At 37.8% G+C, this 24,760-nt stretch carries 29 protein-coding genes and 1 riboswitch; of the genes, 20 read left to right on the top strand and 9 right to left on the bottom strand.

Annotated elements, in window-relative coordinates; translation table 11 throughout:
• Positions 1–22 precede the first annotated feature (22 nt).
• Positions 23–130, top strand: a riboswitch (SAM riboswitch).
• A 309-nt stretch (positions 131–439) separates the two neighbouring features.
• The 12 genes from AC1DKZ_RS17590 to yunB all read left to right on the top strand — a co-directional run bounded on the left by AC1DKZ_RS17590 (position 440) and on the right by yunB (position 12,264).
• Complete coding sequence (locus tag AC1DKZ_RS17590) at positions 440–1,465, top strand: methionine ABC transporter ATP-binding protein (protein ID WP_002015938.1); 1,026 nt, start codon at positions 440–442, stop codon at positions 1,463–1,465.
• Positions 1,458–2,123: a methionine ABC transporter permease gene (locus AC1DKZ_RS17595; RefSeq protein WP_002129754.1), complete on the top strand. Its 666-nt coding sequence runs from the start codon at positions 1,458–1,460 to the stop codon at positions 2,121–2,123. The genes AC1DKZ_RS17590 and AC1DKZ_RS17595 overlap by 8 nt, the downstream gene beginning before the upstream one ends.
• Positions 2,124–2,145: 22 nt before the next feature.
• Complete coding sequence (gene metQ, locus AC1DKZ_RS17600; protein ID WP_060749346.1) at positions 2,146–2,958, top strand: methionine ABC transporter substrate-binding lipoprotein MetQ; 813 nt, start codon at positions 2,146–2,148, stop codon at positions 2,956–2,958.
• A gap of 73 nt (positions 2,959–3,031) precedes the next feature.
• On the top strand, positions 3,032–3,838 hold the full coding sequence (metQ, locus tag AC1DKZ_RS17605) for a methionine ABC transporter substrate-binding lipoprotein MetQ (RefSeq protein WP_085312709.1): 807 nt from the start codon (positions 3,032–3,034) through the stop codon (positions 3,836–3,838).
• A 237-nt stretch (positions 3,839–4,075) separates the two neighbouring features.
• Positions 4,076–4,861 (top strand): Fe-S cluster assembly ATPase SufC, encoded by a 786-nt coding sequence (gene sufC, locus AC1DKZ_RS17610; RefSeq protein WP_002034576.1) that lies wholly within the window; start codon positions 4,076–4,078, stop codon positions 4,859–4,861.
• Positions 4,862–4,876: 15 nt separating this feature from the next.
• The gene (gene sufD / locus AC1DKZ_RS17615) at positions 4,877–6,169 is read left to right on the top strand and encodes a Fe-S cluster assembly protein SufD (RefSeq protein ID WP_002089372.1); all 1,293 of its coding nucleotides are present in this window, start codon (positions 4,877–4,879) and stop codon (positions 6,167–6,169) included.
• Complete coding sequence (gene sufS / locus AC1DKZ_RS17620) at positions 6,169–7,389, top strand: cysteine desulfurase SufS (RefSeq protein WP_002015930.1); 1,221 nt, start codon at positions 6,169–6,171, stop codon at positions 7,387–7,389. The genes sufD and sufS overlap by 1 nt, the downstream gene beginning before the upstream one ends.
• The gene (gene sufU / locus AC1DKZ_RS17625; protein WP_002089369.1) at positions 7,379–7,810 is read left to right on the top strand and encodes a Fe-S cluster assembly sulfur transfer protein SufU; all 432 of its coding nucleotides are present in this window, start codon (positions 7,379–7,381) and stop codon (positions 7,808–7,810) included. Before sufS ends, sufU begins: the two co-directional genes overlap by 11 nt.
• 48 nt (positions 7,811–7,858) lie before the next feature.
• The gene (sufB, locus tag AC1DKZ_RS17630; protein WP_002015928.1) at positions 7,859–9,256 is read left to right on the top strand and encodes a Fe-S cluster assembly protein SufB; all 1,398 of its coding nucleotides are present in this window, start codon (positions 7,859–7,861) and stop codon (positions 9,254–9,256) included.
• A 461-nt stretch (positions 9,257–9,717) separates the two neighbouring features.
• Positions 9,718–11,109 carry a bifunctional metallophosphatase/5'-nucleotidase gene (locus AC1DKZ_RS17635; protein ID WP_080118319.1) on the top strand — a complete coding sequence of 464 codons (1,392 nt, stop codon included), beginning with the start codon at positions 9,718–9,720 and terminating at the stop codon, positions 11,107–11,109.
• A gap of 65 nt (positions 11,110–11,174) precedes the next feature.
• Positions 11,175–11,477, top strand: a complete 303-nt coding sequence (locus AC1DKZ_RS17640) for a YunC family protein (RefSeq protein WP_002015926.1) — start codon at positions 11,175–11,177, stop codon at positions 11,475–11,477.
• A gap of 55 nt (positions 11,478–11,532) precedes the next feature.
• Positions 11,533–12,264: a sporulation protein YunB gene (gene yunB, locus AC1DKZ_RS17645; protein ID WP_219301041.1), complete on the top strand. Its 732-nt coding sequence runs from the start codon at positions 11,533–11,535 to the stop codon at positions 12,262–12,264.
• A gap of 56 nt (positions 12,265–12,320) precedes the next feature.
• Here the strand turns inward: yunB and AC1DKZ_RS17650 are convergent, their stop codons facing one another.
• The gene (locus AC1DKZ_RS17650) at positions 12,321–13,304 is read right to left on the bottom strand and encodes a M23 family metallopeptidase (RefSeq protein ID WP_215587022.1); all 984 of its coding nucleotides are present in this window, start codon (positions 13,302–13,304) and stop codon (positions 12,321–12,323) included.
• A 189-nt stretch (positions 13,305–13,493) separates the two neighbouring features.
• Here AC1DKZ_RS17650 and lipA point away from each other — a divergent pair, with 189 nt between their 5' ends.
• On the top strand, positions 13,494–14,390 hold the full coding sequence (lipA, locus tag AC1DKZ_RS17655; RefSeq protein ID WP_002015922.1) for a lipoyl synthase: 897 nt from the start codon (positions 13,494–13,496) through the stop codon (positions 14,388–14,390).
• 20 nt (positions 14,391–14,410) lie between these two features.
• On the opposite strand, the gene AC1DKZ_RS17660 is transcribed toward lipA, so the two are convergent.
• Both AC1DKZ_RS17660 and AC1DKZ_RS17665 read right to left on the bottom strand, forming a co-directional pair.
• The gene (locus tag AC1DKZ_RS17660; protein ID WP_002089362.1) at positions 14,411–14,890 is read right to left on the bottom strand and encodes a YbaK/EbsC family protein; all 480 of its coding nucleotides are present in this window, start codon (positions 14,888–14,890) and stop codon (positions 14,411–14,413) included.
• A gap of 74 nt (positions 14,891–14,964) precedes the next feature.
• Positions 14,965–15,519: a histidine phosphatase family protein gene (locus AC1DKZ_RS17665; RefSeq protein WP_476996744.1), complete on the bottom strand. Its 555-nt coding sequence runs from the start codon at positions 15,517–15,519 to the stop codon at positions 14,965–14,967.
• A 133-nt stretch (positions 15,520–15,652) separates the two neighbouring features.
• Here AC1DKZ_RS17665 and AC1DKZ_RS17670 point away from each other — a divergent pair, with 133 nt between their 5' ends.
• Positions 15,653–16,096, top strand: coding sequence for a hypothetical protein (locus AC1DKZ_RS17670; protein WP_476996745.1), 444 nt, complete (start codon positions 15,653–15,655; stop codon positions 16,094–16,096).
• A gap of 23 nt (positions 16,097–16,119) precedes the next feature.
• Here the strand turns inward: AC1DKZ_RS17670 and AC1DKZ_RS17675 are convergent, their stop codons facing one another.
• Positions 16,120–16,935: a YhfC family intramembrane metalloprotease gene (locus AC1DKZ_RS17675; protein WP_476996746.1), complete on the bottom strand. Its 816-nt coding sequence runs from the start codon at positions 16,933–16,935 to the stop codon at positions 16,120–16,122.
• Positions 16,936–17,034: 99 nt separating this feature from the next.
• Here AC1DKZ_RS17675 and AC1DKZ_RS17680 point away from each other — a divergent pair, with 99 nt between their 5' ends.
• Positions 17,035–17,766 (top strand): MerR family transcriptional regulator, encoded by a 732-nt coding sequence (locus AC1DKZ_RS17680; protein ID WP_476996747.1) that lies wholly within the window; start codon positions 17,035–17,037, stop codon positions 17,764–17,766.
• Between the two features lie 28 nt (positions 17,767–17,794).
• On the opposite strand, the gene AC1DKZ_RS17685 is transcribed toward AC1DKZ_RS17680, so the two are convergent.
• Positions 17,795–18,373, bottom strand: coding sequence for a YhcN/YlaJ family sporulation lipoprotein (locus tag AC1DKZ_RS17685; RefSeq protein ID WP_476996748.1), 579 nt, complete (start codon positions 18,371–18,373; stop codon positions 17,795–17,797).
• Positions 18,374–18,491: 118 nt separating this feature from the next.
• Here AC1DKZ_RS17685 and AC1DKZ_RS17690 point away from each other — a divergent pair, with 118 nt between their 5' ends.
• Complete coding sequence (locus AC1DKZ_RS17690) at positions 18,492–18,794, top strand: YutD family protein (RefSeq protein WP_002015914.1); 303 nt, start codon at positions 18,492–18,494, stop codon at positions 18,792–18,794.
• 10 nt (positions 18,795–18,804) lie between these two features.
• Here the strand turns inward: AC1DKZ_RS17690 and AC1DKZ_RS17695 are convergent, their stop codons facing one another.
• From AC1DKZ_RS17695 to glpX, 4 genes are all read right to left on the bottom strand, one after another.
• Positions 18,805–19,332, bottom strand: a complete 528-nt coding sequence (locus tag AC1DKZ_RS17695; protein ID WP_476996749.1) for a GNAT family N-acetyltransferase — start codon at positions 19,330–19,332, stop codon at positions 18,805–18,807.
• An 11-nt stretch (positions 19,333–19,343) separates the two neighbouring features.
• The gene (locus tag AC1DKZ_RS17700; RefSeq protein ID WP_078175908.1) at positions 19,344–19,841 is read right to left on the bottom strand and encodes a cytoplasmic protein; all 498 of its coding nucleotides are present in this window, start codon (positions 19,839–19,841) and stop codon (positions 19,344–19,346) included.
• Between the two features lie 373 nt (positions 19,842–20,214).
• Positions 20,215–20,481, bottom strand: coding sequence for a DUF3055 domain-containing protein (locus tag AC1DKZ_RS17705; protein WP_002167444.1), 267 nt, complete (start codon positions 20,479–20,481; stop codon positions 20,215–20,217).
• 16 nt (positions 20,482–20,497) lie between these two features.
• The gene (gene glpX, locus AC1DKZ_RS17710; protein ID WP_000439085.1) at positions 20,498–21,469 is read right to left on the bottom strand and encodes a class II fructose-bisphosphatase; all 972 of its coding nucleotides are present in this window, start codon (positions 21,467–21,469) and stop codon (positions 20,498–20,500) included.
• Positions 21,470–21,616: 147 nt separating this feature from the next.
• Here glpX and AC1DKZ_RS17715 point away from each other — a divergent pair, with 147 nt between their 5' ends.
• The 4 genes from AC1DKZ_RS17715 (at position 21,617) to AC1DKZ_RS17730 (ending at position 24,703) form a co-directional block, all read left to right on the top strand.
• Complete coding sequence (locus AC1DKZ_RS17715) at positions 21,617–22,057, top strand: DUF86 domain-containing protein (RefSeq protein ID WP_002015910.1); 441 nt, start codon at positions 21,617–21,619, stop codon at positions 22,055–22,057.
• Between the two features lie 78 nt (positions 22,058–22,135).
• Positions 22,136–22,768, top strand: coding sequence for a helix-turn-helix transcriptional regulator (locus AC1DKZ_RS17720; RefSeq protein ID WP_476996750.1), 633 nt, complete (start codon positions 22,136–22,138; stop codon positions 22,766–22,768).
• 107 nt (positions 22,769–22,875) lie between these two features.
• Positions 22,876–23,640, top strand: coding sequence for a TIGR01457 family HAD-type hydrolase (locus AC1DKZ_RS17725; RefSeq protein WP_219301046.1), 765 nt, complete (start codon positions 22,876–22,878; stop codon positions 23,638–23,640).
• Between the two features lie 583 nt (positions 23,641–24,223).
• Positions 24,224–24,703 (top strand): GNAT family N-acetyltransferase, encoded by a 480-nt coding sequence (locus AC1DKZ_RS17730; RefSeq protein WP_476996751.1) that lies wholly within the window; start codon positions 24,224–24,226, stop codon positions 24,701–24,703.
• The last annotated feature ends 57 nt before the right edge of the window (positions 24,704–24,760 follow it).

Genomic DNA, 24,760 nt, shown 5'->3' on the forward strand with positions numbered 1-24,760 from the left:
AGACGAAAATTTAATCTGATTTCTCTTATTAAGAGAGGTGGAGGGACTGTGCCCTGTGAAGCCCGGCAACCGTCAACTTATGTTGAAATGGTGCCAATTCCTGCAAAGCAAATGCTTTGAGAGATGAGAGAGAGGGATAATGTTGTTATATACGCATATAAACCTTTCTGCTTCTCTAGAAGCGGAAAGGTTTTTTGTCGTTTGAATGCGGAGGACATTCAAATAATAAGAGGAGCTATAACGATGGACTACACGCATCAAAAATAAAAAAATTGCGGAGTCTATCCAAAGTTTTATGAAATCCAGCTCCAGCGGCTAGAACAGTCGGTCGTTTCATCCCTTCCTATGAGGCAAAAAGCGCCTCTACGTCTGGGATTCCAACGTCCTCTTGTTCTAAACGAGCCGCTTACGCTTTTTAATCAAAAAAGGGGTGAACATCATGATTTTATTAGAAAATGTAAAGAAAATATATAAGGCAAAAAGCGGTGATGTCACTGCTGTAGATAACGCCAACTTAAAAGTAGATAAGGGTGAAATATTTGGTGTTATTGGATATAGTGGCGCTGGGAAAAGTTCGTTAATTAGATTGTTTAATCAGTTAGAGAAACCAACTTCTGGCCAAATTACAATTGCGAATCGTGTGATTTCAGCGATTACTGGAAATGAACTTCGTAAGGCAAGACAAGAAATCGGAATGATTTTTCAGCATTTCAACTTACTTTGGTCACGAACTGTGCGTGAAAATATCGCATTCCCACTTGAAATTGCAGGTGTCGATAAGGCGGAGAGAAGAAAACGTGTCGATGAGTTAATTCATCTTGTTGGATTAGAAGGAAGAGGAGACGCGTACCCATCTCAGCTAAGTGGTGGACAAAAGCAGCGCGTCGGGATTGCAAGAGCGTTAGCAAATAATCCACAAGTACTTTTATGTGATGAAGCAACGTCAGCTCTTGATCCGGAAACGACGGATCAAATTTTAGATTTATTGTTAGATATTAATAAGCGTCTCGGCTTAACAATTGTATTGATTACGCATGAGATGCACGTTATTCGCAAAATTTGTAATCGAGTTGCTGTAATGGAGAAAGGGAAGATCGTAGAAACGGGTCCAGTACTTGACGTATTCCGTAATCCACAGCAAGACATTACAAAACGATTTGTACAGCAGTTAACTGATTCTGAAGATACGAATGAAACGATTGAAAGTTTAATAGAAAAGTATCCAGATGGAAAAGTAATTCGTTTGCAGTTTGTCGGTGAAGCGGTAGAAAGACCGGTACTTCAAAGGTTAATGCAGCGCGGTGATATAGAAGTTAGCATTTTGCAAGGAAATATCGCGCAAACGAATAACGGCTCTTACGGAAGTTTAGTCGTTCATTTAAATGGTGAAGAAACAGCGATCCAGCAAGCAATAGAAGGGATTCATCAAGATCAAGTAGAGCTGGAGGTGATTGCACATGGATAAGTTAATCGCAAATATTGATTGGAATCAAATGTTAGAAGCAACTGGTGAAACGTTATATATGACGGCAATCGCAGCGCTTGCCACATTTGTTTTAGGACTTATTTTAGGATTATTACTCTTTATGACAGCGAAAGATAATTTATGGGAAAATAAAGCGATTAATACGGTGATTGGAGCGTTCGTAAACATTTTCCGTTCTATACCGTTCATCATTTTAATTATTTTATTAATCCCATTCACAAAGATTCTTCTTGGAACAATTCTCGGAGCGAGTGCAGCGCTACCAGCTTTAATTATTGGAGCGGCACCATTTTACGCGAGAATGGTTGAAATCGCACTTCGTGAAATTGATAAAGGTGTAATTGAAGCTTCAAAAGCGATGGGAGCAAAAACAAGCACAATTATTTTGAAGGTGTTAATTCCAGAATCGTTACCAGCGTTAGTATCTGGTATTACGGTTACGACTATTGCTTTAGTGGGCTATACAGCAATGGCAGGTGTTGTTGGTGCTGGTGGTCTTGGAACACTTGCTTACTTAGAGGGATTCCAGCGTGGAAATAACGATGTAACAATCGTTGCGACAATTTGTGTATTACTCGTTGTATTTTTAATTCAGTGGATTGGTGATAGTTTAACGACTCGAATAGATAAAAGATAATGAAAACAGGGGGATATTTCAAATGAAAAAATTATTACTTACAGCACTTATTTCAACTTCAATTTTTGGGTTAGCTGCTTGTGGCGGGAAAGATAAAGATGAAAAAAAACTTGTTGTTGGTGCTTCTAACGTACCGCACGCTGAAATTTTAGAAAAGGCAAAACCGTTACTTGAGAAAAAAGGAATTGAGTTAGAAATTAAAAAATTCCAAGACTACGTGTTACCGAATAAATCGTTAGCAGATAAAGAATTAGATGCGAACTACTTCCAGCACATTCCGTATTTAGAAAAGGAAATTAAAGATAAAAAATATGACTTTGAAATAGCAGGAAAAGTTCATTTAGAACCGATTGGTGTGTATTCTCAAAAATATAAGAGCTTAAAAGAACTTCCAAACGGGGCGACAATTATTATGAGTAATTCTGTTACTGATCATGGTCGTGGTTTAGCAATTTTACAAAAAGAAGGCATTTTAAAAATTAAAGACGGAGTAGAGCCAGTTAAAGCAACTCCAAAAGATATTGCGGATAATCCGAAAAACTTAAAATTCAAAACAGATATCGAGCCGGGTCTATTGCCACAAGTGTATAACAATAAAGAAGGCGACGCTGTTCTAATTAATTCTAACTATGCAATTGATGCGAAATTAAACCCAGAAAAAGACGCGATTGCAATTGAAGGCGATGATTCTCCATACGCAAACGTAGTAGCTGTTCGTAAAGGCGATAAAGATAAAAAAGAGATTAAAGCTCTTATAGAAGTACTGCATTCTAAAGAAATTGAAGACTTTATTACTAAAGAATATAAAGGGGCAGTTGTTCCTGTAAAAGAATAATTGCGGAAAAAGGGCTGGTGTATGCTGGCTCTTTTTATAACTACATAACTATAGGGGAGAAGAGGGACATCATATGAAAAAGATTATATTGTCAGTTGTTACAGCACTGTCTGTATTTACATTAGCTGCTTGCGGGGGGAAAGATGAGAATAAGCTTGTCGTTGGCGCTTCTAATATACCGCACGCTGTTATTTTAGAAAAGGCACAGCCAATATTAGAGAAAAAGGGCATTAAGTTAGAGATAAAAAAATTCCAGGATTATGTTTTACCAAATAAGGCATTAGCTGATAAAGAAATCGATGCAAATTATTTTCAACATATCCCTTATTTAGATAAAGAGATTCAAGAAAAAGGATACAAAATTGTAAATGCAGGAAAAATTCATTTAGAGCCAATGGGCATTTATTCTAAGAAATATAAAAGCTTAAAAGAGCTTCCAGATGGAGGAACGGTTATTATGAGTAATAACGTAGCTGAGCGTGGTCGTATGTTAGCGTTGTTACAAAAAGGCGGCGTTATTAAATTAAAAGACGGTGTAGATGTTGTTAAAGCGACAGTAAAAGATGTTGTAGAAAATCCGAAAAATTTAAAGTTTAAAACAGATGTAGAACCTGGACTTTCACCGAAGCTGTACGAAAACAATGAAGGTGATGCTTTATTTATTAATTCAAACTACGCAATTGATGCGAAATTAAATCCAACAAAGGATGCAATCGCAATTGAAGGATCAGACTCTCCTTACGCAAATATTATCGCAGTTCGTAAAGGTGACGAGAAGAAAAAAGAAATTAAAGAGCTAGTAGAAGTGCTACATTCAAAAGAAATTCAAGATTTTATTAACAAAGAATATAAAGGTGCTGTACTTCCTGTGAACGAATAGGTGCTGGAAAGGGCTGGGAATAACCCAGTCCTTTTTTCTTTATATATATAAGAAGAAAGGTGTATCATAAGAGGATGTAAAGGAAATACTTATATACATTTGTGAAAAAATTGTTACATTTTCTTAGTGTTTGCGATATCATTTTATTTGCTATAAGATTAGAATGAGAATAAAATGAGAATATGAACGTTTTAGTAATTTTTAAAATGTATATAGAGGATTAATGGAGGTATTGAGATGGCTGGTTCTACATTAACGGTTAAAGACTTACACGTATCAATCGACGGCAAAGAAATTTTAAAAGGTGTAAACCTTGAAGTAAAAGGTGGAGAAATCCACGCAATTATGGGACCTAACGGAACAGGTAAATCAACTTTATCTTCTGCGATTATGGGTCACCCAAAGTATGAAGTAACAGAAGGTAGCATCATCATCGACGGTGAAGATGTATTAGAAATGGAAGTAGATGAGCGTGCGCTAGCAGGTCTATTTTTAGCAATGCAATATCCAAGTGAGATTAGCGGAGTAACAAACGCGGACTTCTTACGTTCTGCAATTAATGCACGTCGTGAAGAAGGCGATGAAATTTCTCTTATGAAATTTATCCGTACTTTAGATAAAAACATGGAATTCCTAGAAATGGATCCAGAAATGGCACAACGTTACTTAAACGAAGGTTTCTCTGGTGGAGAGAAAAAACGTAACGAAATTCTTCAATTAATGATGATTGAGCCAAAAATCGCAATCTTAGATGAAATCGACTCAGGTCTTGATATCGATGCATTAAAAGTTGTATCTAAAGGTATTAACCAAATGCGCGGCGAAGAGTTCGGCTGCCTAATGATTACGCATTACCAACGTTTATTAAACTACATCACTCCAGACTTCGTTCACGTTATGATGAACGGTCGTATCGTTAAATCTGGTGGCCCTGAGCTTGCACAACGTCTAGAAGCTGAAGGTTACGACTGGATTAAAAAAGAATTAGGTATTGAAGACGAAACAGCAGAGCAAGAAGCGTAAGAGAGGAGCATAAACATGACAATCGGTACATTACCTTTCGATCAAGAAACAATCCGTCAGCGCGCAAGCGAAGTAAACGAAGCTGCTTGGTTGACTGAGTTCCGCTTACAAGCTCTTGCACAAGCAACTGAACTTCCAATGCCAACGCCTGATAAAACGAAAATTGAAAAATGGGACTTTATCGGAAAAGGCGACGCTGCTAAGCAAGAGCCTGTAAGTTCTTTAACAGAGCTTCCAGAAGCAGTGAAAAACTTAATCGATGAAAATAACAGCGTATTAGTACAACGTACTGGTACAACTGCTTTCGTTTCTTTAGCAGACGAAGCAAAAGAAAAAGGTGTTATTTTTACAGACATCGTAACAGCTGCAACAGAGCATGCTGAATTAGTACAAAAGTACTTAATGAAAGACGGCGTGAAAGTAGACGAGCATCGTCTAACTGCACTTCATGCTGCATTAATCAACGGCGGTGCATTCGTATATGTTCCGAAAAACGTTGTTCTTGAAACTCCACTTCAAGCTGTATTCTTAGTAGACGGCGAAGAAGCTAACGTATATAACCACGTATTATTCGTAGCTGATGCGAACAGTACTGCAACATATGTAGAAAACTACGTTGCAAATGAAAATGCTAAAGGTATTGCAAATATCGTAGCAGAAGTAATCGTGGAACAAGGCGCACAAGTGAAATTCGGTGCGGTTGATCTATTAGCAAAAGACGTAACAACTTACGTTAACCGCCGCGGTATTGTTGGACGCGACGGCCGCATTGATTGGGCTCTAGGCCTTATGAATGACGGAAACACAATTTCAGAGAACGTTACGAATTTAATGGGCGACGGATCATATGCTGATACAAAAACAGTAACAATTGGTCGTGGTAACCAAACACAAAACTTTACAACTAAAGTTGTTCACTTCGGTAAACACTCTGAAGGTTGGATTTTAAAACACGGTGTACAAAAAGATAGTGCAACATCTATCTTTAACGGAATTGGTAAGATTGAACACGGTGCATCTAAATCAAATGCACAACAATCTTCTCGCGTTCTTATGTTAGATGAGAAAGCTCGCGGTGATGCAAACCCAATTCTTTTAATCGATGAAGATGATGTAATGGCAGGTCACGCAGCTTCAGTAGGTCGCGTAGATCCGTACCAATTATACTACTTGATGAGCCGTGGTATTCCAAAACGCGAAGCAGAACGTTTAGTCATCCATGGATTCTTAGCACCTGTAGTAAATGAGCTTCCAATTGAAGGAGTAAAGGCACAGCTTGTTGAGGTAATTGAAAGGAAAGTTCGCTAATGAATATTCATGAAATACGCAAACAGTTTCCAATTCTTGATCAAAAAGTGAACGGCAAACAACTTGTATATTTCGATAGTGCAGCAACTTCTCAAAAACCAATTCAAGTCATTGAAACGTTAGAACGTTATTATAAAGAATATAATTCTAACGTGCATCGCGGTGTTCATACGCTCGGTACGAAAGCTACCGATGCGTATGAAGGTGCACGTGAGAAAGTTCGCAAGTTTATTAATGCGAAATCAATGGAAGAGATTATTTTCACGCGCGGAACGACAACTGCATTAAATACAGTAGCAGCTAGCTATGGCCTTGATAATGTAAAAGAAGGCGATGAAATCGTCATCTCTTACATGGAGCACCATAGTAACATCATTCCGTGGCAACAAGTTGCGAAGAAAACTGGTGCAACTTTAAAATACCTTCCGCTTCAACTAGACGGTACAATTTCTTTAGAAGATGTTCGTCAAACAGTTACACCGAATACAAAAATCGTTTCTATCATGCACGTTTCTAACGTACTTGGAACGATTAACCCTGTAAAAGAAATCGGAGCAATCGCACATGAAAACGGTGCAATCATGATCGTTGATGGAGCACAAAGTGCACCTCATATGAAAGTGGATGTACAAGATTTAAACTGTGATTTCTACGCATTATCTGCTCATAAGATGTGCGGACCAACAGGTGTCGGCGTATTATATGGTAAGAAAGAATTGCTAAACAATATGGAACCAATTGAATTTGGTGGTGAAATGATTGATTTCGTAGACTTACAAGAGTCTACTTGGAAAGAGCTTCCGTGGAAGTTCGAAGCAGGTACACCGATTATCGGTAATGCAATCGGACTTGGTGCGGCAATTGATTTCCTAGAAGAAATCGGTCTTCATAATATTGAAAAGCATGAACATGAATTAGCGCAATACGCTTTAGAGAGACTATCAGAAGTAGATGGCGTTACAATTTATGGTCCAAAGCATCGCGCTGGTCTAGTTACATTTAATATTGAAGACGTACATCCTCACGATGTAGCAACTGTATTAGATGTAGAAGGCATTGCGGTTCGCGCAGGACATCACTGTGCACAACCGCTTATGAAGTGGCTAAAAGCTTCTTCTACAGCACGTGCGAGCTTCTATTTATATAATACAAAAGAAGAAATTGATACATTTGTTGAATCACTAATCAAGACAAAGGAGTATTTCACAAATGTCATTTAATAATTTAGATACGTTATATCGTCAAGTTATTATGGATCATTATAAAAATCCTCGTAACCATGGCGTGTTAGAAGATAGTGTTACCGTTAACTTGAACAATCCAACTTGTGGCGATCGTATTCAACTTACGATGAAAGTAGAAGAGGGTATTGTACAAGAAGCGAAGTTTGAAGGTGAAGGATGTTCAATTTCAATGTCTTCAGCTTCAATGATGACACAAGCAGTAAAAGGAAAGAAAATTGAAGAGGCCCTTAAGCTTTCTAAAATTTTCTCTGACATGATGCTAGGAAAAGAGTATGATGACAGCATTGATTTAGGAGATATTGAAGCATTACAAGGCGTATGCAAGTTCCCGGCACGTATTAAATGTGCAACATTAGCGTGGAAAGCGTTAGAAAAGGGCTTAAACGAAGATAAGTAATGTTAAAGGTTCCTAAAAACGAGGTTATATAAGGAGGGACACACCAACATGGCGAAGCAACTGCCAGATATCGGCGATTATAAATATGGTTTCAAGGATAAAGACGTTTCGATTTTCCGTGCTGGACGCGGTTTAACAAAAGAAATCGTTGAAGAGATTTCACGTATGAAAGAAGAACCACAGTGGATGTTAGACTTCCGTTTAAAATCACTGGATAAGTTCTATGAAATGCCAATGCCACAATGGGGCGGCGACTTAAACGACTTAGATTTCGATGAAATTACGTACTACGTAAAACCATCTGAGAAATCTGAGAAGTCTTGGGATGAAGTACCTGAGGAAATTAAAGCGACATTTGATAAATTAGGTATTCCTGAAGCTGAGCAAAAATATTTAGCTGGTGTATCTGCACAGTACGAATCTGAAGTTGTATACCACAACATGAAAGAAGACCTAGAAGATCTAGGAGTCGTATTCAAAGATACAGATAGCGCATTAAAAGAGAACGAAGATATTTTCCGTGAGCATTTCGGAAAAGTAATCCCACCAACAGACAACAAATTCTCTGCATTAAACTCTGCAGTTTGGTCTGGTGGATCATTCATCTACGTTCCAAAAGGTATTAAAGTTGATACACCACTTCAAGCGTATTTCCGTATTAACTCTGAAAATATGGGACAATTCGAGCGTACGCTTATCATCGTAGACGAAGGCGCACACGTACACTACGTAGAAGGTTGTACAGCACCTGTTTACACGACTAACTCACTTCATAGTGCGGTAGTAGAAATCATCATTAAAAAAGATGCATATTGCCGTTATACAACAATCCAAAACTGGGCGAACAACGTATACAACCTAGTTACAAAACGTGCGGTTTGTGAAGAAAACGCAACGATGGAATGGATTGACGGTAACATCGGATCTAAATTAACGATGAAATACCCAGCAGTTATCTTAAAAGGCGAAGGCGCTCGTGGTTTAACATTATCTATCGCGATTGCTGGTAAAGGCCAACACCAAGATGCTGGTGCGAAAATGATTCACTTAGCACCAAACACGTCTTCAACAATCGTTTCTAAATCGATTGCGAAGCATGGTGGTAAAGTAACTTACCGTGGTATCGTACAATTCGGACCAAAAGCGAAAAACTCTCGCTCTAACATCGAGTGTGACACGTTAATCATGGATAACCAATCTACATCTGATACAATTCCTTACAACGAAATCAAAAACGATTACGTTTCACTTGAGCACGAAGCGAAAGTATCTAAAGTATCAGAAGAACAATTATTCTACCTAATGAGCCGCGGTATTTCTGAGCAAGAAGCTACAGAAATGATCGTAATGGGCTTCATCGAGCCATTCACTCGCGAACTTCCAATGGAATACGCAGTTGAAATGAACCGTCTAATCAAGTTTGAGATGGAAGGTTCTATTGGTTAATATATGTATGAAGAAAGCGCCCTGCATAGCAGGGCGCTTTTTATGTTGTATATTCGGGTTCGACTGTAAGATACCCGGGTGGGTGTTTAATGAAATATATCGACCACAACTCGGAATATATCGGCGATTATTTCAATATATCAGCGGTTCGACAAGGAATATCGATTTGTCGACAAAGTAAGACAATGGAAGTAAGACAAAGATACTGACAAATCCGCTGCATTGCTCGCTAAACCTCTCGAAAAATTCTCCCCCTCAAACTAATCAACAGACTAGAAAAAGTAATATAAAGTTTTCCATATTAAAAGGGCAATCTTTGGCTTTTTCTTATAATGCGAGTACAATGTAGAATAGCAAGAAAAGACGAAAAGTATTTACAGGATTATTGCGTACGTATAGCGTAAATGGCAGTAAGGAACTGAGAGGAGGTTTTTTCTCTGAATATAAATAAAGAAACAATCATCCACCTTTATCATACAAACGATATACATAGTCATTTTGAAAATTGGCCGCAAATTTCTCGGTTTGTACTAGGGGAGAAAAGGCGAAGACAGGAAGCGGGAGAGACTGTTTTAACTGTGGATATTGGCGATCATGTGGATCGTTTTCATAGTATTTCGGAAGCGACAAATGGACTTGGGAATACAAAATTATTAAATGAGGCGTTATATGATTATGTAACGATCGGAAATAATGAAGGAATTACATTGGCGAAAGAGCATTTGAATCGTCTATATGATGATGCTGGATTTGAGGTGCTCGTAGCGAATTTATTTGAAAAAGAAGGTGTACGTCCGGCGTGGGCGCAGCCTTATAAATTACATACAACGACAGATGGGATTACGATTGCCTTTATTGGATTAACGGTAGCTTATCCAGAGTTTTATCATATGTTAGACTGGCATATTGAAGATCCGATCATCCATTTAGAGTCTATTTTAGAAGAAGTTAAGGATACAGCTCATATTACTGTTGTGCTTTCTCATCTTGGAAAAAGTATGGATGAGTATATGGCGGAGCATTATGATATAGATGTTATTTTAGGGGCACATACGCATCATTTATTTGAGCGCGGTGTTCTTGTGGATAATACTTTGCTTTGCTGTTGTGAAAAGTGGGGACATTACGTTGGTCACGTTCAGCTTACTGTGGATAAAGAGACGAAGAGACTGTTGAAAAAAGACGGTAGAGCGATTAAGACAGAACGGTTAGGTGCTTATAGCGAGCCGTTATCCACAATTGAAATGCTAAAGGAAGAAAGTAAACAGATAATGGCTGAGCCTGTCGTTCATTTAAAAGAATCATTGCCGGTTGATTGGTTTAAGGAGACGACGTTTTCTCATATGTTGGCAAGTGCACTTAAAGAGTGGTGTAATGCGGATGTTGGGATGGTGAATGCTGGTGTACTTCTTGAGGGATTAAATGAAGGTGTTGTGACGCGCGGAGATATTCATCGGATTTGTCCACATCCCATTAATCCATGTCTGTTAAAAGTACCAGGGAAAACGTTAAGAGAAGTTATTTTGAAAGCGCGCCGCCCGAATATGGAGAATCTTGAGGTGAAAGGATTCGGATTTCGTGGAAAAGTAATGGGGAAAATGATTTACGATGGTTTGGAAGTGATTCCAGATACGATTCCAGGGAATAAAATTTTACTAGAAGATGTATTGATTAACGGCGAATCGCTGGAATTAGACCGGATATATACGGTAGGAACGATTGATATGTTTACATTCGGATACTTATACCCAGAGCTATCCACACTTTCTGACAAACAATATTATATGCCGGAATTGCTTAGAGATGTACTAACAGACATGTTGATAACTTATACATCTTCAGTCAAACTATAGGCTAGTTAACTTGTAACACTCATTTTTCTCTTGTCATAAAGATAAGAAAGAGAGGAGTGTGAACTATGGTTAATGTAGAGCCAATTATAATTGATAACTATACGTTCATTGCTGTTAGCGTAAAACTTCCAAAGACAAATTTGCTAGCTGTAATGAGCGATAAAGGATATATTATGTGCGGTGCTTTAGATGTAGGTCTTCTAAATGAGAAGTTAGGTGATCGAGGAATTATTGCTGGCCGTGCGGTTGGTGTAAGAACGATTGAACAACTTCTTGAAGCACCGCTGGAATCAGTAACGACTGGAGCAGAAGCTTTAGGTATTCCGGTAGGCACAATCGGAAAAGATGCACTATTAAAAATGAGATAAGCATATATCGTCCCTCTTTCTTGCATAGAAATAATATAAGAAGGAGGGTTTTCTTATGGGCATATTTCGTTCGAAAAATTCGCGGTTTCGAAGGGGACCGATTTCCTTTCGGTATATACTGCTTATTTCATTTATTATTTTTATCGTAATGGTAGTTCAAGGTTTATGGATTGTAAATAAAAGTATTCAGCCAACGTTAATTAAGTATGGGGAAACAGAGACTCATAAAATGGCAACAGCAGTTATGACGAAAGCGGTAAAAGACCGAATTAATGAAGGGTTTGATGTAGATTCATTAATGAAAGTGCAAACGGATAGGAACGGGAAAGTATCTACAATTGATTTAAATACAAAACAAGTAAATGAAATATTAACATCGACTACTGCATACATAGAAAAATATTTACAACAAGTAGAAAAAGGGGATACGAAAGCACTTGGTATTTTTGAAGAGAATGGGGTATCTATGTCAGTTCCTTTTGGGCGCATAACTGATAATGCGCTTCTTGGTAATATAGGACCGGATATTCCGATTAATTTTACGCCAATTGGTCATGTGAATACGGATATTAAACAATTAGTTGAGCCGCAAGGAATTAATAATACGGCGATCAAAATTATTATGGAAGTGGAAGTGACGTTACAAGTTATGATTCCGTTACGCACGAAAGAAATTAAGGTGAAGCAAAACATTCCGATTGCGACGCGCATCGTTCAAGGTGAAGTGCCTACTTATTACGGAAGTGGCGGAGTTACTGTACCAGATAAAAAGAAAACGGATAATTAGTCAGTAGTGTTCTATTGATTTATATTTATAAAAATAACCGTAGCAATTCGCTACGGTTATCGTTTTGTATTTGCTCGTTCTTTTCGTTCCCAAAGGCTTAAATGCATGTATGGATCGAAAGCCCATTCTGTATAGCCATTGTCTTTATACATGCCGAAATGTAAGTGGGGCGGGAATTTTCCAGCTGTACCAGGAGGACCGTAGCCGGTACTACCGACAAATCCGATTACTTTTCCTGGTTCGACAATTTGTCCGAGCTGTATTTCTTTAGAGAACCCGCCTAAATGAGCGTAATAGTGGTAATTATTATGAAGGTCACGAATACCAATGCGCCATCCACCAAGACGATTCCATCCTTTTGTTTCAATAACGCCATAGCAAGTTGATCGTACTGGTACGCCATATCCAGCGAAAATATCGGTCCCTTCATGAATCCTCCTGCCGCCAAAGCTTCTACCAGCACCGAAAGTACTACGATAGCTATGGTCACTGCGAATCGGGAGAGGGAAAGCATTGCCTTCTAAATTAATGCGTCCATAATGTTTATAAATTCGGGCGTATTCTGTAATTAATTCAACTGTTTTTGCACGTCTATAATATTCCCAAAGCATAATGTTAACACGGTCTTCCGACGTTCCTTGTTTCTTTAAAATAGTTGCTGCTGTATGCAGAAGATCACGGTCGTTATTTGCATTTGCAAATCCATCTTTGTCACCATCTAAACCCATTCCGCCAAATAGAGAAATTGTATGGGGGAGAGTATCATTACTATTCACAGGTCCAGCCCATATTTCAGGTTTGAAATAAAGGGAAATGATGGCATCTGGTTTTTTCGGAATATCTTTTCTTACGCTCCGTATGTTTCTTTCGTATTGATCCATTGCGGCTAAGTAATACCACGGAATACCGGAAGATTGCTCAGTTTCTTTATATAGTGCCATGCGCTTTTCATATATGCTTTGCTGATTATCTTCACCGTAAGCGATGTTTTGGTGGAGAAGAAAGCAAATCGAAAGCAAAAGAGAAATTTTTCGAAGCATGAAATAGACTCCTTTCACAAAATCACTCTTTTTAGTGTGGGATATACGGAGTATTTCATTATAGGGAACGATTGGAAAAAATCTTAGAATCTTCATTTGAGCAAATCGCTTTCATACGTTAGAATAGATATGTTACATTGAAAGAAGCGAACACGGTAAACTATTTCATATTGTGCGGAGTTGATAACCATGACAAAACAAACAGAGTATAAGCGCAAGCCCGAATGGTTGAAAATTAAGTTAAACACGAATGAAAACTATACAGGCTTAAAGAAAATGATGCGTTCTAAGAATCTTCATACAGTTTGTGAAGAGGCGAAATGTCCGAATATTCATGAATGCTGGGCTGTAAGGAAAACAGCAACATTTATGATCTTAGGTGCGGTTTGTACACGTGCTTGTCGTTTTTGTGCGGTTAAAACAGGCTTACCAACTGAGCTTGATTTACAAGAACCAGAACGCGTAGCAGATTCTGTAGTACAAATGGGCTTAAAGCACGTTGTTATAACAGCGGTTGCACGTGATGATTTAAAGGACGGCGGAGCAGCTGTTTTTGCTGAAACAGTACGCGCTGTACGTCGTGAAAATCCATTCACGTCTATCGAAGTATTACCATCTGATATGGGTGGGGTAGAAGAAAACTTAAAAATGTTAATGGATGCAAAACCAGATATTTTGAACCATAACATTGAAACAGTACGTCGATTATCTAACCGAGTTCGCGCTAGAGCAAAATATGACCGTTCATTAGAGTTTTTACGTCGAGCAAAAGAAATGCAGCCTGATATTCCAACTAAATCGAGCATTATGCTGGGCTTAGGTGAAACGAGAGAAGATTTAATTGAAGCAATGGATGACTTACGTGCAAACAATGTGGATATTTTAACTCTTGGACAATACCTACAACCATCTAAGAAGCATTTACCAGTTATTAAATATTACCCACCAGCAGAATTTGCAGAGCTAAAAGAAATTGCACTTAGCAAAGGATTTAGCCACTGTGAAGCTGGCCCACTTGTACGTTCTTCTTATCATGCGGACGAGCAAGTACGTTCTGCAAAAGAAAAAGTAGCAGAAGCGAAATAATGAAAAAAGAGAGCTAATCATTAGCTCTCTTTTTTCTTATACTCTAAAACTTTATTTTGACATGTGGATAAAATCTTTTTTAATTCCTCTGTGGATAATTCAATTGTAAATTCAGGTACACCAGGTGTAATTAAAATTTTATCGTAAGTATAAATTGAACTGTCCACAATAATCGTTACATCTTGTGAATAACCGAAAGGAGCTACACATCCAGGAGTGCAACCAGTTTCTTCTCTTAGCTCATTAGGAGAACAGAGAGATAAGTTCTCTCCTGTTATTTCCTTCATCTCTCCTCGGTTGAGGCGAGTGCCTTCTAACGTAAAGAATACGTAATGCTCCCCGGATTTTGATTTTAAAAATAAGCTTTTACTTGGAGTGCCTTGCAAACCAAGTCTTTCACGAACGATACGATCTGTTTCATAGTCAAGTACTGGTTCGTGTTCAAACTTTTCATAAGAAGCATTTGTTTTATGTAGTAAAGAAAGTACGTCTTCGTACATATGGAATGATACCCCTCTCTATTGTTAATACAGTCTCTTCTCGTGGCGTCAACTGAGTGTTTTGGAAAGGGATACTATTTGGACGATGCTTCCCATAATCGTTTTATGAAACTTTGTTCATCGATTGTAATTTCGTAAACATCAGGATTCGTTAAAGTTCTCCATTCACTAAAGCCGATCGTACGATCAAAGTGCTTTAAAATGAGCGTAAGTAAGTTTCCATGTGTAACGAGTAGTGTTGTAGTATGGTTTAACTTTAAAACGTCTTGGATAAGCGATATAGCACGGTCCGTTGCTTGTTTTGTTGACTCTCCGCCTGAAAAGGCAATATCTATGTTTGTAAAAGTAGATTCTAGTTTTTGCATCCAATCATCCATCGGAACGCTGCTTAATATACGTTCAGCTAATCGTTCATCCTCTTCGATAGATAGGTTAGCTTTGAGCGCATAGGGCCGAATGGAATCGATAGCTCGGACAAATGGGCTCGAAATAATATGATCTATTTGTAGCTGATTTTCTAAGAGGAATGCAGCAAGGGTGTTAGCTTGATCTTTTCCGGCAAACGTTAATCCGGCATCACGTTTTTGTCCAGTTGCGGAACAATGTCGTATTACAATAATTTTCTTCATAATTCATCCCCATTTTTCAAGTTGACGCTATATACTTCGACAAATGTGGAAAAAATTCCTTTTTATTGGAAACGGAATAGTGATCTAAGTATGTGGAAAAGTAATGTGGATAATGAAAATTTGAGGTGCAATTATGAAAAAAATGATATGCATTGTATTCAGTATTTGTTTTCTCGCGCAATTGTCCACAACATATGCACAATCAAATCAAAAATTAGACTATCCAAGCAATCGAAATAAGCCATTTGTGAGTGAGGATGTGTTTTACGAACAGTTAGATAAAAAGGTGTATAAAGAATATAAAAATGCAGCATATAGTGTTCGGAAAAAGATTTTATTTAAAGAAGTGCCCGATGAAGAATTTTCTTTCAGACAAAAAACAGCCGTGGGTTGTCGGAGTAGCGTGGTGTTTCAAGATTTTTTTCTTCACCCTGATCGCCAAGTTTATTTTTTCGCTTCCTTTTCTCAAGATGAAGTAGATGAGTTTCATAAGTACATCGTTATAGATGCGGAAACAAAGAGGGAGCTGCAAGGGGGGAAAAGTTATCATCACTACGAAAATCCATATAAAAAATAACCCACCAACTGGTGGGTTATTTTTTATTCTGGCACACTTACTAATTTCTCTTTCATTTTACGAATAAGAATGAAACCACCAATCGCGAAGAGAAGAGTAATTCCTTCTGCAACAAAGATGTTAATTGTTTTTGTTTGGTAAAGTGCCGCGAAAAAGTCTACAAATGCGTGGAATAATATAGCGTAAACAAGGAAAATATATTTCTTCTGTTTTACAGCGTATAAGACAAGCATTGTGAAGGCAATTTGCAATACAAGAGCCATAATTCTTTCCAAGCTGCCAAGGAAGTATAAATAAGCAGGTTGTTCTATTAACATATCCTTTACAAGATTTAATTGTGGTAGTTTTTCTGCCATTTGAGTGAAGCTACCATTGTTAATATCATTAGCGAATATAAGTGTCTGCAATGCAGAGAATCCGCCAACTAAAATGGATTCAATCCCGCCATGACCAATTCCATAAGCGAAGCCATCTTTATATTCTAGATATTTTTTTAGTAGGAAGAAGAAGGCAACGAAGCGTCCTAATTCTTCAAAAATACCAGCAGTTAGTCCGCCATAAATTGCAAAGACATACGGATTTTCTAAAAATGGAGCGATTGCTGGATTACCACGCATAAATAGGTGGAACGGTGTTTCGAGAATTTGGGTAAATCCAATAAAGATAAGAACACCAACGCCGACCACTTTCCAATTAATATTATATTTTTTACGGAAATAAACGAGTACAATAATTGGGACCAGAACCGAAACAACGAGTTGAAATATGATGCTGGCAATTACAGTATTTGAAACCATACTTTCACCGCTTTCTAATATATGTACATATCTATTATGCATGAAATATGGGAGAGATGAAACTTTTAGAGATAAATGAATTTACTTATTGACTCTAACGTTGCGTCATACTTTATCGTATGTATTAAGGGGGAGATACGCATGACAATGAGGGTAAAAGAAGTAGCTAATTTAGTTGGGATTAGTGTGCGCACACTGCATCATTACGATGAAATTGGGTTGTTAACCCCAGATGAGACGACAGAGTCTGGATATCGTCTGTATTCCAATGAAAATTTAGAAACGTTGCAGCAAATTTTGTTTTTTAAAGAGTTAGGCTTCCCTTTGAAGAAGATTAAAGAAATTATCAAGAGTCCGTCATTTGACCACAAAGAAGCACTACAGCTTCATAAGAAAATGCTTCTTGAAAAGCGTGCCAGGTTAGATAAGGTGATAGCGACGATTAATAAAACAATTCAGCATACAAAAGGAGAGATTGATATGACGAATAAAGAGAAATTTGAAGGATTTGATTTTAGTCATAACCCGTACGAAGAAGAAGCACGTGAACGATGGGGAGATGAGGCTGTAGATAAAGCGAATAAAACAGCGAAGGGGATGTCTAAAGAGAAACAGGAGGAGTTTAATAATATTTACAGAAATCTAGCAACAATTCGAAATGGAGCACCTGATTCTAAAGAGGCGCAAGAAGCAATCGGGGTATGGTACGATTACTTGCAAAACTTCGGTGAATATTCATTAGAGGCCTTTAAGGGACTCGGTCAAATGTATGTTGCTGATGAGCGTTTTACGAAAAATATTGATAAGTTTGGTGAAGGGTTAGCGCAGTTTATGTGTGATGCGATGGAGGTTTATGCGAATCGTAAGAAATAGTAAAAAGGTGGAGGTTTTCTCCACCTTTTTATTTTTTAATCATATCATTCAAAGTTTGATCCCCCGTATTGTTCAAATGAGGATTATCGCTCATTTCACGTTTTAACATATCAAGACTTTGTTCATATTCTTTATTGTTTAAGCTACCAGATTGAAGACCTTGAATTTGAGAAATCAACTTTTGGTTTGTTGATACATATGCTTTATAATAGCGAGGAACGATGGACAAAGCAGTTTTATATACTTGATCTGTTACGAGTTTCGGATCCGTTGTGTTTGCACGGTATACAACGAACACTTCGTCGTCGGTAACGAGTGTAGCGGCATTGGTGACGTCAGGAAGTTTGACTGTCATGCTTGTAATCATTTCAGCGACTTTCTCACGGTTAATGGCGCCTACTTGTTTGTTAGATACTTCATGTTTTTGTTTAGATGAATAGCCCACCCTTGTGAGCCGTGTATTTGTATTTTCCGTATGATACATGTCGTTTTTGTTGGAAACAAGAACACGACTTCCTTCTTCACGCTCCATTTCGGCTTTATTAGTTGATTGGCAGCCTGCAAATAAGGAAAGAGTGAGAAGAGAGAGTATAATTTGTTTTTTCACGATGTAGCACCTCCTTCTCCATAGCATGCACTAATTTTCAATTTTTTGTATTTGAAATTGTTGGTTGTTATGCTTTGTGATACGATAAAAAGAAGAATGCTTAGAGAGGAAGTTCATAATGGAGCAAAAGCAAGAGATTCATACTACGGTGAGCGTTAATAATGTTCAGTACGAAGTAATTAAAAACTTTCGTGACGGTTTTAGTGAAGAAGCACTTAAAGAGCGCTATGCAGAAATTTTAAATAAATATGATTATATCGTTGGAGACTGGGGTTATGAGCAACTTAGATTGCGCGGATTCTTTGATGATAGTAATCAACGTTCGACATATGATACGAAAATTAGTACTTTATCAGAGTATTTATACGAGTACTGTAACTTCGGTTGTGCACACTTTGTATTACGAAAAGTGAAGAAATGAAAAAATCCTCTTACGATTGTAAGAGGATTTTTTCATAGCAATTATACCAATTATGAGGAGGCTGTTTACTTGCAAAGTAAACAGCACCTCGACAAATATAATTATTTTTTTCATTTTCATATAAGCTTAATGAAACGGGATTACCTGTAAAGCAATCTAGGCGTATTCCTTTGTAGTCCATCTGTCTTGCTTCGCTTTCCCAAAAGGATAAAAGTACTTTACTATATCCTTTGCCTTGCGCGAGCGGATGGATGACAAAAGAGTGGACGATAAGAAAGCGTCCGTCTATTTCTGACCAGTCAATTAGTTTGTATTCTGGAGACGGTGCTTCGTTTAAGACGACGGCACCGACAAGTACTTGATCTTGGAATAGACAATACAATTCGGCCTGTTCTAGATGATAGGAAATGTGTTCTCGCGTCGGATAAGAATCATCCCATTGGTAAATTTGGTTCTGTAAGAGTAATTCTTTGCATGCTGTATACATTACATCTAAGTCATTCAATAAATCAATCGTACCTTTTTTCACCTTTAACATGCGAGTCCTCCTTACAAACAAATTGAAATGTAATCACCTTCAGAAAGAGTTTTGTTTGGTTTCATTTGTTGTCCGTTCAATTGGATATGCCCATTTTTAATTTTATCCACAATGAGTGCACGGCTCCAATCTGAAATATATGTGGATAACACTTTATCAATCCGGTGGGAACCGAAAACTATGTCTAATACGATCGTTATTTCGGCTATACCACTTTCTTTGTATTGTGTAATGGAAATGGTAGTACTTGTTTCCGTTTGTTCTTGCTGAGTCATATCGACAGTTTCGACGTGATCAGTAAATGATTTATAAATATGAAGTTTTTGATTCCACGTATGATCTTTCGGACATTTATAAATTGCAAATCGGTATATGTTCTTTCCGTTTGCGTTATGCCTGCGAATGTTCGTGTCAGTAAATAGGGTAGTGCGTCTGCAATTTTTACAATACTTTTCGATTGTTGCTAGTTCGTTTTCATATAAACTCCAAGAAAGTTGTACTTTCTGCATTTTCCTTCACCTCTTATATTAGTGGCAAAGGAACGTAATACAGCTATTTGGATGTCTTGTAGTATGAAGACATAAGAAAGAGACAAAAATAAAAGGAGGTTCCCCCAAGAGGAACCTCCGTAAACATCATACTACAGATGCGTTACGTTCCTTTGTAATGGGAATGGGCAGACTACTCCCTTGAAAAAGCACGGTGCTTTTTTGAGAGTAATGCTATCCAATTGCTGGTCCATTACAAAGTAAATGTTGGCATACGCAGATAACGTCCTTTCTATCCAAATAGATTTGTTCATAAGTATAACACATAAGATTGAAAATTCAAAATATAAATTGTAAAAAAACACCAGCTAACATAGCTGGTGCACCAGATAAATTATATAAGTTCAAATAAAAATGAGCGTAATTCTTCTGCATTTTCTTCAGACATCGAAAATGCATGCTCTAAGTAGCCTTGTTCGTTTAAATCGTCAGGACCGATGATAGCAAATTTGTTACTTTGCATATCAAGGACTATCGTTTTACCGTAATGACGATCGGAGTATAGAAGCGCTAAATCATGACGCTCATTTTCCCCCATAAAGCTAACGAAACGAGTTTTTGTAGCGACTGTATCGTCGTACAGAAAGAAACGTTCTTCCATACACATGGCTCCTTTATTAAATATCTAAGTTTAAGTGTGGTTTATGATCTAAATGGTGATGCGTTTTAATGAAACGTACTGTTCTTGTTTTGTAACGCATTACGATAGAATATGTTTCAGCTAAATCTCCGCCAAGGAATTTCACGCCGTCTAATAATTCACCAGCAGATACACCTGTTGCTGAGAAGATTGCATCATCACCAGATACTAAGTCATCTAACATAAGAAGTTGACGAGGATCTTCTAATCCCATTTCACGACAACGAGCTTCTTCTTCTTCGTTCATTGGAACTAAGCGCGCTTGCATTTCACCTTCAAGGCATTTTAATGCTGCTGCAGAAATAACGCCTTCTGGAGCTCCGCCAACACCTACGAATAAGTCGATACCTGTTCCAGGTAAAGCTGTAGCGATTGATGCACCAACATCTCCATCACCAAATAGTTTTACGCGTGCACCTTTTGCACGAACACGGTCAATAATATCTTGATGACGTTCACGTTCTTGGATGATAACCGTTAGGTCACGAATTTTTTTATTGTTTGCTTCTGCTACAATTTCAATTGTTTTTTCAATTGGATCATCTAAGCTAATTTTACCAGCTGCTTTTGGACCAACCGCGATTTTTTCCATGTACATATCTGGAGCATGAAGAAGGTTTCCTTTATCTGCGATTGCGATAACTGCCATTGCATTTGCAAGGCCTTTTGCAACGATGTTTGTACCTTCTAATGGATCAACGGCGATATCTACTTCTGGACCGTTACCTGTTCCTAGTTCTTCACCAATATACAACATCGGTGCTTCATCAAGTTCTCCTTCACCGATTACAACTGTACCTGCCATGTTTACTGAATCGAACATATCACGCATAGCTGTAGTTGCTGCATCATCTGCTTCGTTTTTCTTTCCGCGGCCCATCCACTGTGCGGATGCTAAGGCTGCTGCTTCTGTTACACGGACAATTTCTAGTGCGAGTTCACGTTCCAAGGTTGCATTCCTCCAATTTCAAAAATCATACAAATATAACTATAACAAATAACGAGGAAAAGGTGAATTCGAAAAATTGTCGATTTTTTCAGAAGAAAGCGTTACAATTAAAATGTAAATGCTTTAATTTCCAGGTAGGTGACATTCATGTACTTCGTAGACAGAAAGAAAATAGAACAAATGCTAGTATGTTTAGAACGAGCAACAAATACATTTCAAGAGAAAAAGACATATGAAACCGAGTTTGAATTTTACGCATTAGAGCGCATGGCGCATCTTATTATTGATTGTATATTAGATGTAGGAAATGCGATGATTGATGGATTTATTATGCGCGATCCAGGAAGTTACGAAGATATTATTGATATTTTAATGGACGAGAGAGTTATAAGTGGAGAAGAGGGAGCGCATATTAAAGAAATTATTCTTCTTCGAAAAATGCTTACGCAGGATTATATTCAAATGAATCATGATGAATTATATAAGACGATTCAAAAACATATCGCCGTGGTAGAGAAATACCCAGCGAATATTCACAGTTATTTAGAAAAGGAATTAGGACCTGTATCTGCATTTGTACCAGAATAATTGTGCTTATAAGATCCCCGGGAATTCCTTTGGGGATCTTATATTGTATAGGAGAAAGAAAAGGGAGAAGGGTGAGCTATGGGGGAAGCACGTACTACGAGAGAAGAGGTTGTACAATTACTGAAGATAAAAGGAGAGCATACTGTAGCAGAATTAGCCGAAGCTTTAGAAATTACAGAGATGGCGATTCGTCGACATTTAAGTAAACTAGAAAATGATGAGCTAATTTATTCAAAGATGGTAAGGCAGCATGTTGGACGCCCAACATATTTGTATGGATTAAGTCAAAAGGGAGAAGATACATTCCCGAAAGAATATAAGCAGTTTGCTATTGAAATATTAGATGATTTAGCTCGAATGGGCGATGAAAAAATACTTCGTTACGTTTTACAAGCTAGAACGAAACGAATGGAAGAACAGTTAAAAAAGAAGATAAGTAACCAAAGTAATTTAGCGTATAAAGTACAAGAAATAGCTGCTATGCAAGAGAAAAATGGTTATATGGTTCAAATAAAGAGAGATGGGGAACGCTCTTTCATACTTGAAAAGCAAAACTGTCCGTTAAAGGAAATAGCAGAGAAATTCCCGCAAGTGTGTGAAGATGAAAAAGATATGTACAAGCGGTTATTAGCAGGTGCAAATGTGAAAGCGTTAACGAACATGTGCGTGGGCGATTGTAATTGTTCGTACCAAATAAAAGAGAAAAAATGAACGTTATGGGACGCTTTAAGGTAAAGCGTTTTTTTCTTTTGAAAAAGGGGTTAATATAAGAGTGGTATGATAGATGAGAACGTTAGCATAGAAGGAGAGACAAACAGATGTATAAAGGCTATTTAATTGACTTAGACGGTACAATGTATCGCGGTGAAGAGCAAATTGAAGAAGCAAGCGACTTCGTAAAAGCGTTAGGAGAGCGCGGTATTCCATATTTATTCGTTACAAATAACTCAACTCGTAAACCAGAACAAGTTGCAGAAAAGCTTGTTCGTTTCGATATTCCAGCGAAAGCGGAGCAAGTATTCACAACGAGTATGGCTACAGCGAGCTTTATTTATGAGCGCAAACAAGATGCAACTGTATATATGATTGGTGAAGAGGGCTTACACGCTGCACTTGTGGAAAAAGGCTTTGAACTTGTGGATGAAAATCCTGATTTCGTTGTTGTTGGTTTAGATCGTGATATCACATATGAAAAATTAGCAAAAGCATGTCTTGCTGTGCGTAACGGTGCAACGTTTATTTCAACAAATGGGGATATCGCAATTCCAACTGAGCGCGGATTATTACCAGGTAACGGTTCATTAACATCAGTTGTTGCAGTATCAACAGGTGTGGACCCAATCTTTATTGGTAAACCAGAATCAATCATTATGGAACAAGCGTTAAAAGTGCTTGGCATAGGAAAAGAAGAAGCTTTAATGGTTGGGGATAACTACGATACAGATATTTTAGCGGGGATAAATGCTAGTATGCATACCCTTCTTGTCCACACTGGAGTAACAACTGTGGACAAGTTAACAGAATATGAAGTACAACCGACGCAAGTTGTGCACAACTTGACGGAGTGGATTGAGAAGATGTAATGAAAGGCAGGTAACCGGAAGAGGTTGCCTGTTTTTTATTTCTAAAATAAAGACGCTAAAAATAGCCGTTCTATATCCCGCTCATACAAAGTACAAAGAAGACGAATAAAATGATAACAATACCAATGCCAAAGTTAAATACAAGAGTACTATCCATATATGTAACCTCCTTGTTTGAAAGTAAAAAGCACTCTGGCTGGAGTGCTTTTTATTATCCGAATCTGTCGCAACGAACGCTGCAACATATAGAAAGGGAATAATGTGTTTAAGAGTTATATTAATTTATGCATTAATTTTGTAAATGAGCAGGTCCTGCTCGGGTATAAAAAAAAGACACTCTTTCGAGTATCTTTCATGATGACAACATGTGCCAATTGCTTGAGTTTGATAAGACGTTAATTTTCCGGTTAACAGTCTTTCTTAATCAAGAAGTGTAACAACAGCGATTCAAATAAATTTTAGCATTTTTTAAAGGGGTGTGCGTATGTAACTATGCATATTACGATTAGAGGAGAATCAAGTTTGGAAAATGAATGAGTAAATACATATAGATTAGTAGAGTATTTGATAAGGAGCGAGATGAATGGATATACATAAGTTAACAGAAGAAGAAGCGAAAGAAATAAATACGTGGAAGTATGAAAATCCCTATATGTTATATAGCTTTTCGGGAGATGCTGAAGTAATAGAAGAGTTGCTAGATGGAACGTATTACGGTTGTTGCGGAGAGAATGGAGAATTCATCGGCTATTTTTGTTTTGGAGAAAATGCACAAGTGCCAGGGGGAAGAGATGCTAATTTATATAGGGGAGAAGATGTAGTAGATATTGGGCTTGGAATGAAGCCGGAGTTAACAGGGAAAGGGATGGGGGAAATATTTTTTCAAGCGGGAATAGCATTTGCTACTGAGGAATTGAATTCGAAAATGTTTCGACTGAGTGTAGCGACATTTAATGAGAGAGCGATTAGGCTATATAAAAATATTGGATTTCAAGTAGGACCTGTTTTTTGGAGCCGTGGAAGAGAGTTCATGCTTATGGAATATGAAAGGCCGTCAGTATGAAACTGACGGCCTAGACCCCTTATCCCGCATTAACGGGCAGTAAGACTCCCTCCCACC

The sequence above is a fragment of the Bacillus sp. 05T21 genome, from assembly GCF_056396785.1.

Bases quoted from the DNA above. Each gene is read 5' to 3' on its own strand.
- metQ (WP_085312709.1), top strand. From the start codon at position 3,032: ATGAAAAAGATTATATTGTCAGTTGTTACAGCACTGTCTGTATTTACA.
- AC1DKZ_RS17700 (WP_078175908.1), bottom strand. From the start codon at position 19,841: ATGCAGAAAGTACAACTTTCTTGGAGTTTATATGAAAACGAACTAGCA.
- sufB (WP_002015928.1), top strand. From the start codon at position 7,859: ATGGCGAAGCAACTGCCAGATATCGGCGATTATAAATATGGTTTCAAG.
- metQ (WP_060749346.1), top strand. From the start codon at position 2,146: ATGAAAAAATTATTACTTACAGCACTTATTTCAACTTCAATTTTTGGG.
- AC1DKZ_RS17680 (WP_476996747.1), top strand. From the start codon at position 17,035: ATGACAATGAGGGTAAAAGAAGTAGCTAATTTAGTTGGGATTAGTGTG.
- AC1DKZ_RS17695 (WP_476996749.1), bottom strand. From the start codon at position 19,332: ATGTTAAAGGTGAAAAAAGGTACGATTGATTTATTGAATGACTTAGAT.
- AC1DKZ_RS17720 (WP_476996750.1), top strand. From the start codon at position 22,136: ATGGGGGAAGCACGTACTACGAGAGAAGAGGTTGTACAATTACTGAAG.
- AC1DKZ_RS17590 (WP_002015938.1), top strand. From the start codon at position 440: ATGATTTTATTAGAAAATGTAAAGAAAATATATAAGGCAAAAAGCGGT.
- AC1DKZ_RS17705 (WP_002167444.1), bottom strand. From the start codon at position 20,481: ATGGAAGAACGTTTCTTTCTGTACGACGATACAGTCGCTACAAAAACT.
- AC1DKZ_RS17715 (WP_002015910.1), top strand. From the start codon at position 21,617: ATGTACTTCGTAGACAGAAAGAAAATAGAACAAATGCTAGTATGTTTA.
- yunB (WP_219301041.1), top strand. From the start codon at position 11,533: ATGGGCATATTTCGTTCGAAAAATTCGCGGTTTCGAAGGGGACCGATT.
- AC1DKZ_RS17670 (WP_476996745.1), top strand. From the start codon at position 15,653: ATGAAAAAAATGATATGCATTGTATTCAGTATTTGTTTTCTCGCGCAA.
- AC1DKZ_RS17675 (WP_476996746.1), bottom strand. From the start codon at position 16,935: ATGCATAATAGATATGTACATATATTAGAAAGCGGTGAAAGTATGGTT.
- sufD (WP_002089372.1), top strand. From the start codon at position 4,877: ATGACAATCGGTACATTACCTTTCGATCAAGAAACAATCCGTCAGCGC.
- sufC (WP_002034576.1), top strand. From the start codon at position 4,076: ATGGCTGGTTCTACATTAACGGTTAAAGACTTACACGTATCAATCGAC.
- sufU (WP_002089369.1), top strand. From the start codon at position 7,379: ATGTCATTTAATAATTTAGATACGTTATATCGTCAAGTTATTATGGAT.
- AC1DKZ_RS17640 (WP_002015926.1), top strand. From the start codon at position 11,175: ATGGTTAATGTAGAGCCAATTATAATTGATAACTATACGTTCATTGCT.
- AC1DKZ_RS17650 (WP_215587022.1), bottom strand. From the start codon at position 13,304: ATGCTTCGAAAAATTTCTCTTTTGCTTTCGATTTGCTTTCTTCTCCAC.
- AC1DKZ_RS17665 (WP_476996744.1), bottom strand. From the start codon at position 15,519: ATGAAGAAAATTATTGTAATACGACATTGTTCCGCAACTGGACAAAAA.
- AC1DKZ_RS17730 (WP_476996751.1), top strand. From the start codon at position 24,224: ATGGATATACATAAGTTAACAGAAGAAGAAGCGAAAGAAATAAATACG.
- AC1DKZ_RS17660 (WP_002089362.1), bottom strand. From the start codon at position 14,890: ATGTACGAAGACGTACTTTCTTTACTACATAAAACAAATGCTTCTTAT.
- AC1DKZ_RS17725 (WP_219301046.1), top strand. From the start codon at position 22,876: ATGTATAAAGGCTATTTAATTGACTTAGACGGTACAATGTATCGCGGT.
- lipA (WP_002015922.1), top strand. From the start codon at position 13,494: ATGACAAAACAAACAGAGTATAAGCGCAAGCCCGAATGGTTGAAAATT.
- AC1DKZ_RS17595 (WP_002129754.1), top strand. From the start codon at position 1,458: ATGGATAAGTTAATCGCAAATATTGATTGGAATCAAATGTTAGAAGCA.
- AC1DKZ_RS17690 (WP_002015914.1), top strand. From the start codon at position 18,492: ATGGAGCAAAAGCAAGAGATTCATACTACGGTGAGCGTTAATAATGTT.
- sufS (WP_002015930.1), top strand. From the start codon at position 6,169: ATGAATATTCATGAAATACGCAAACAGTTTCCAATTCTTGATCAAAAA.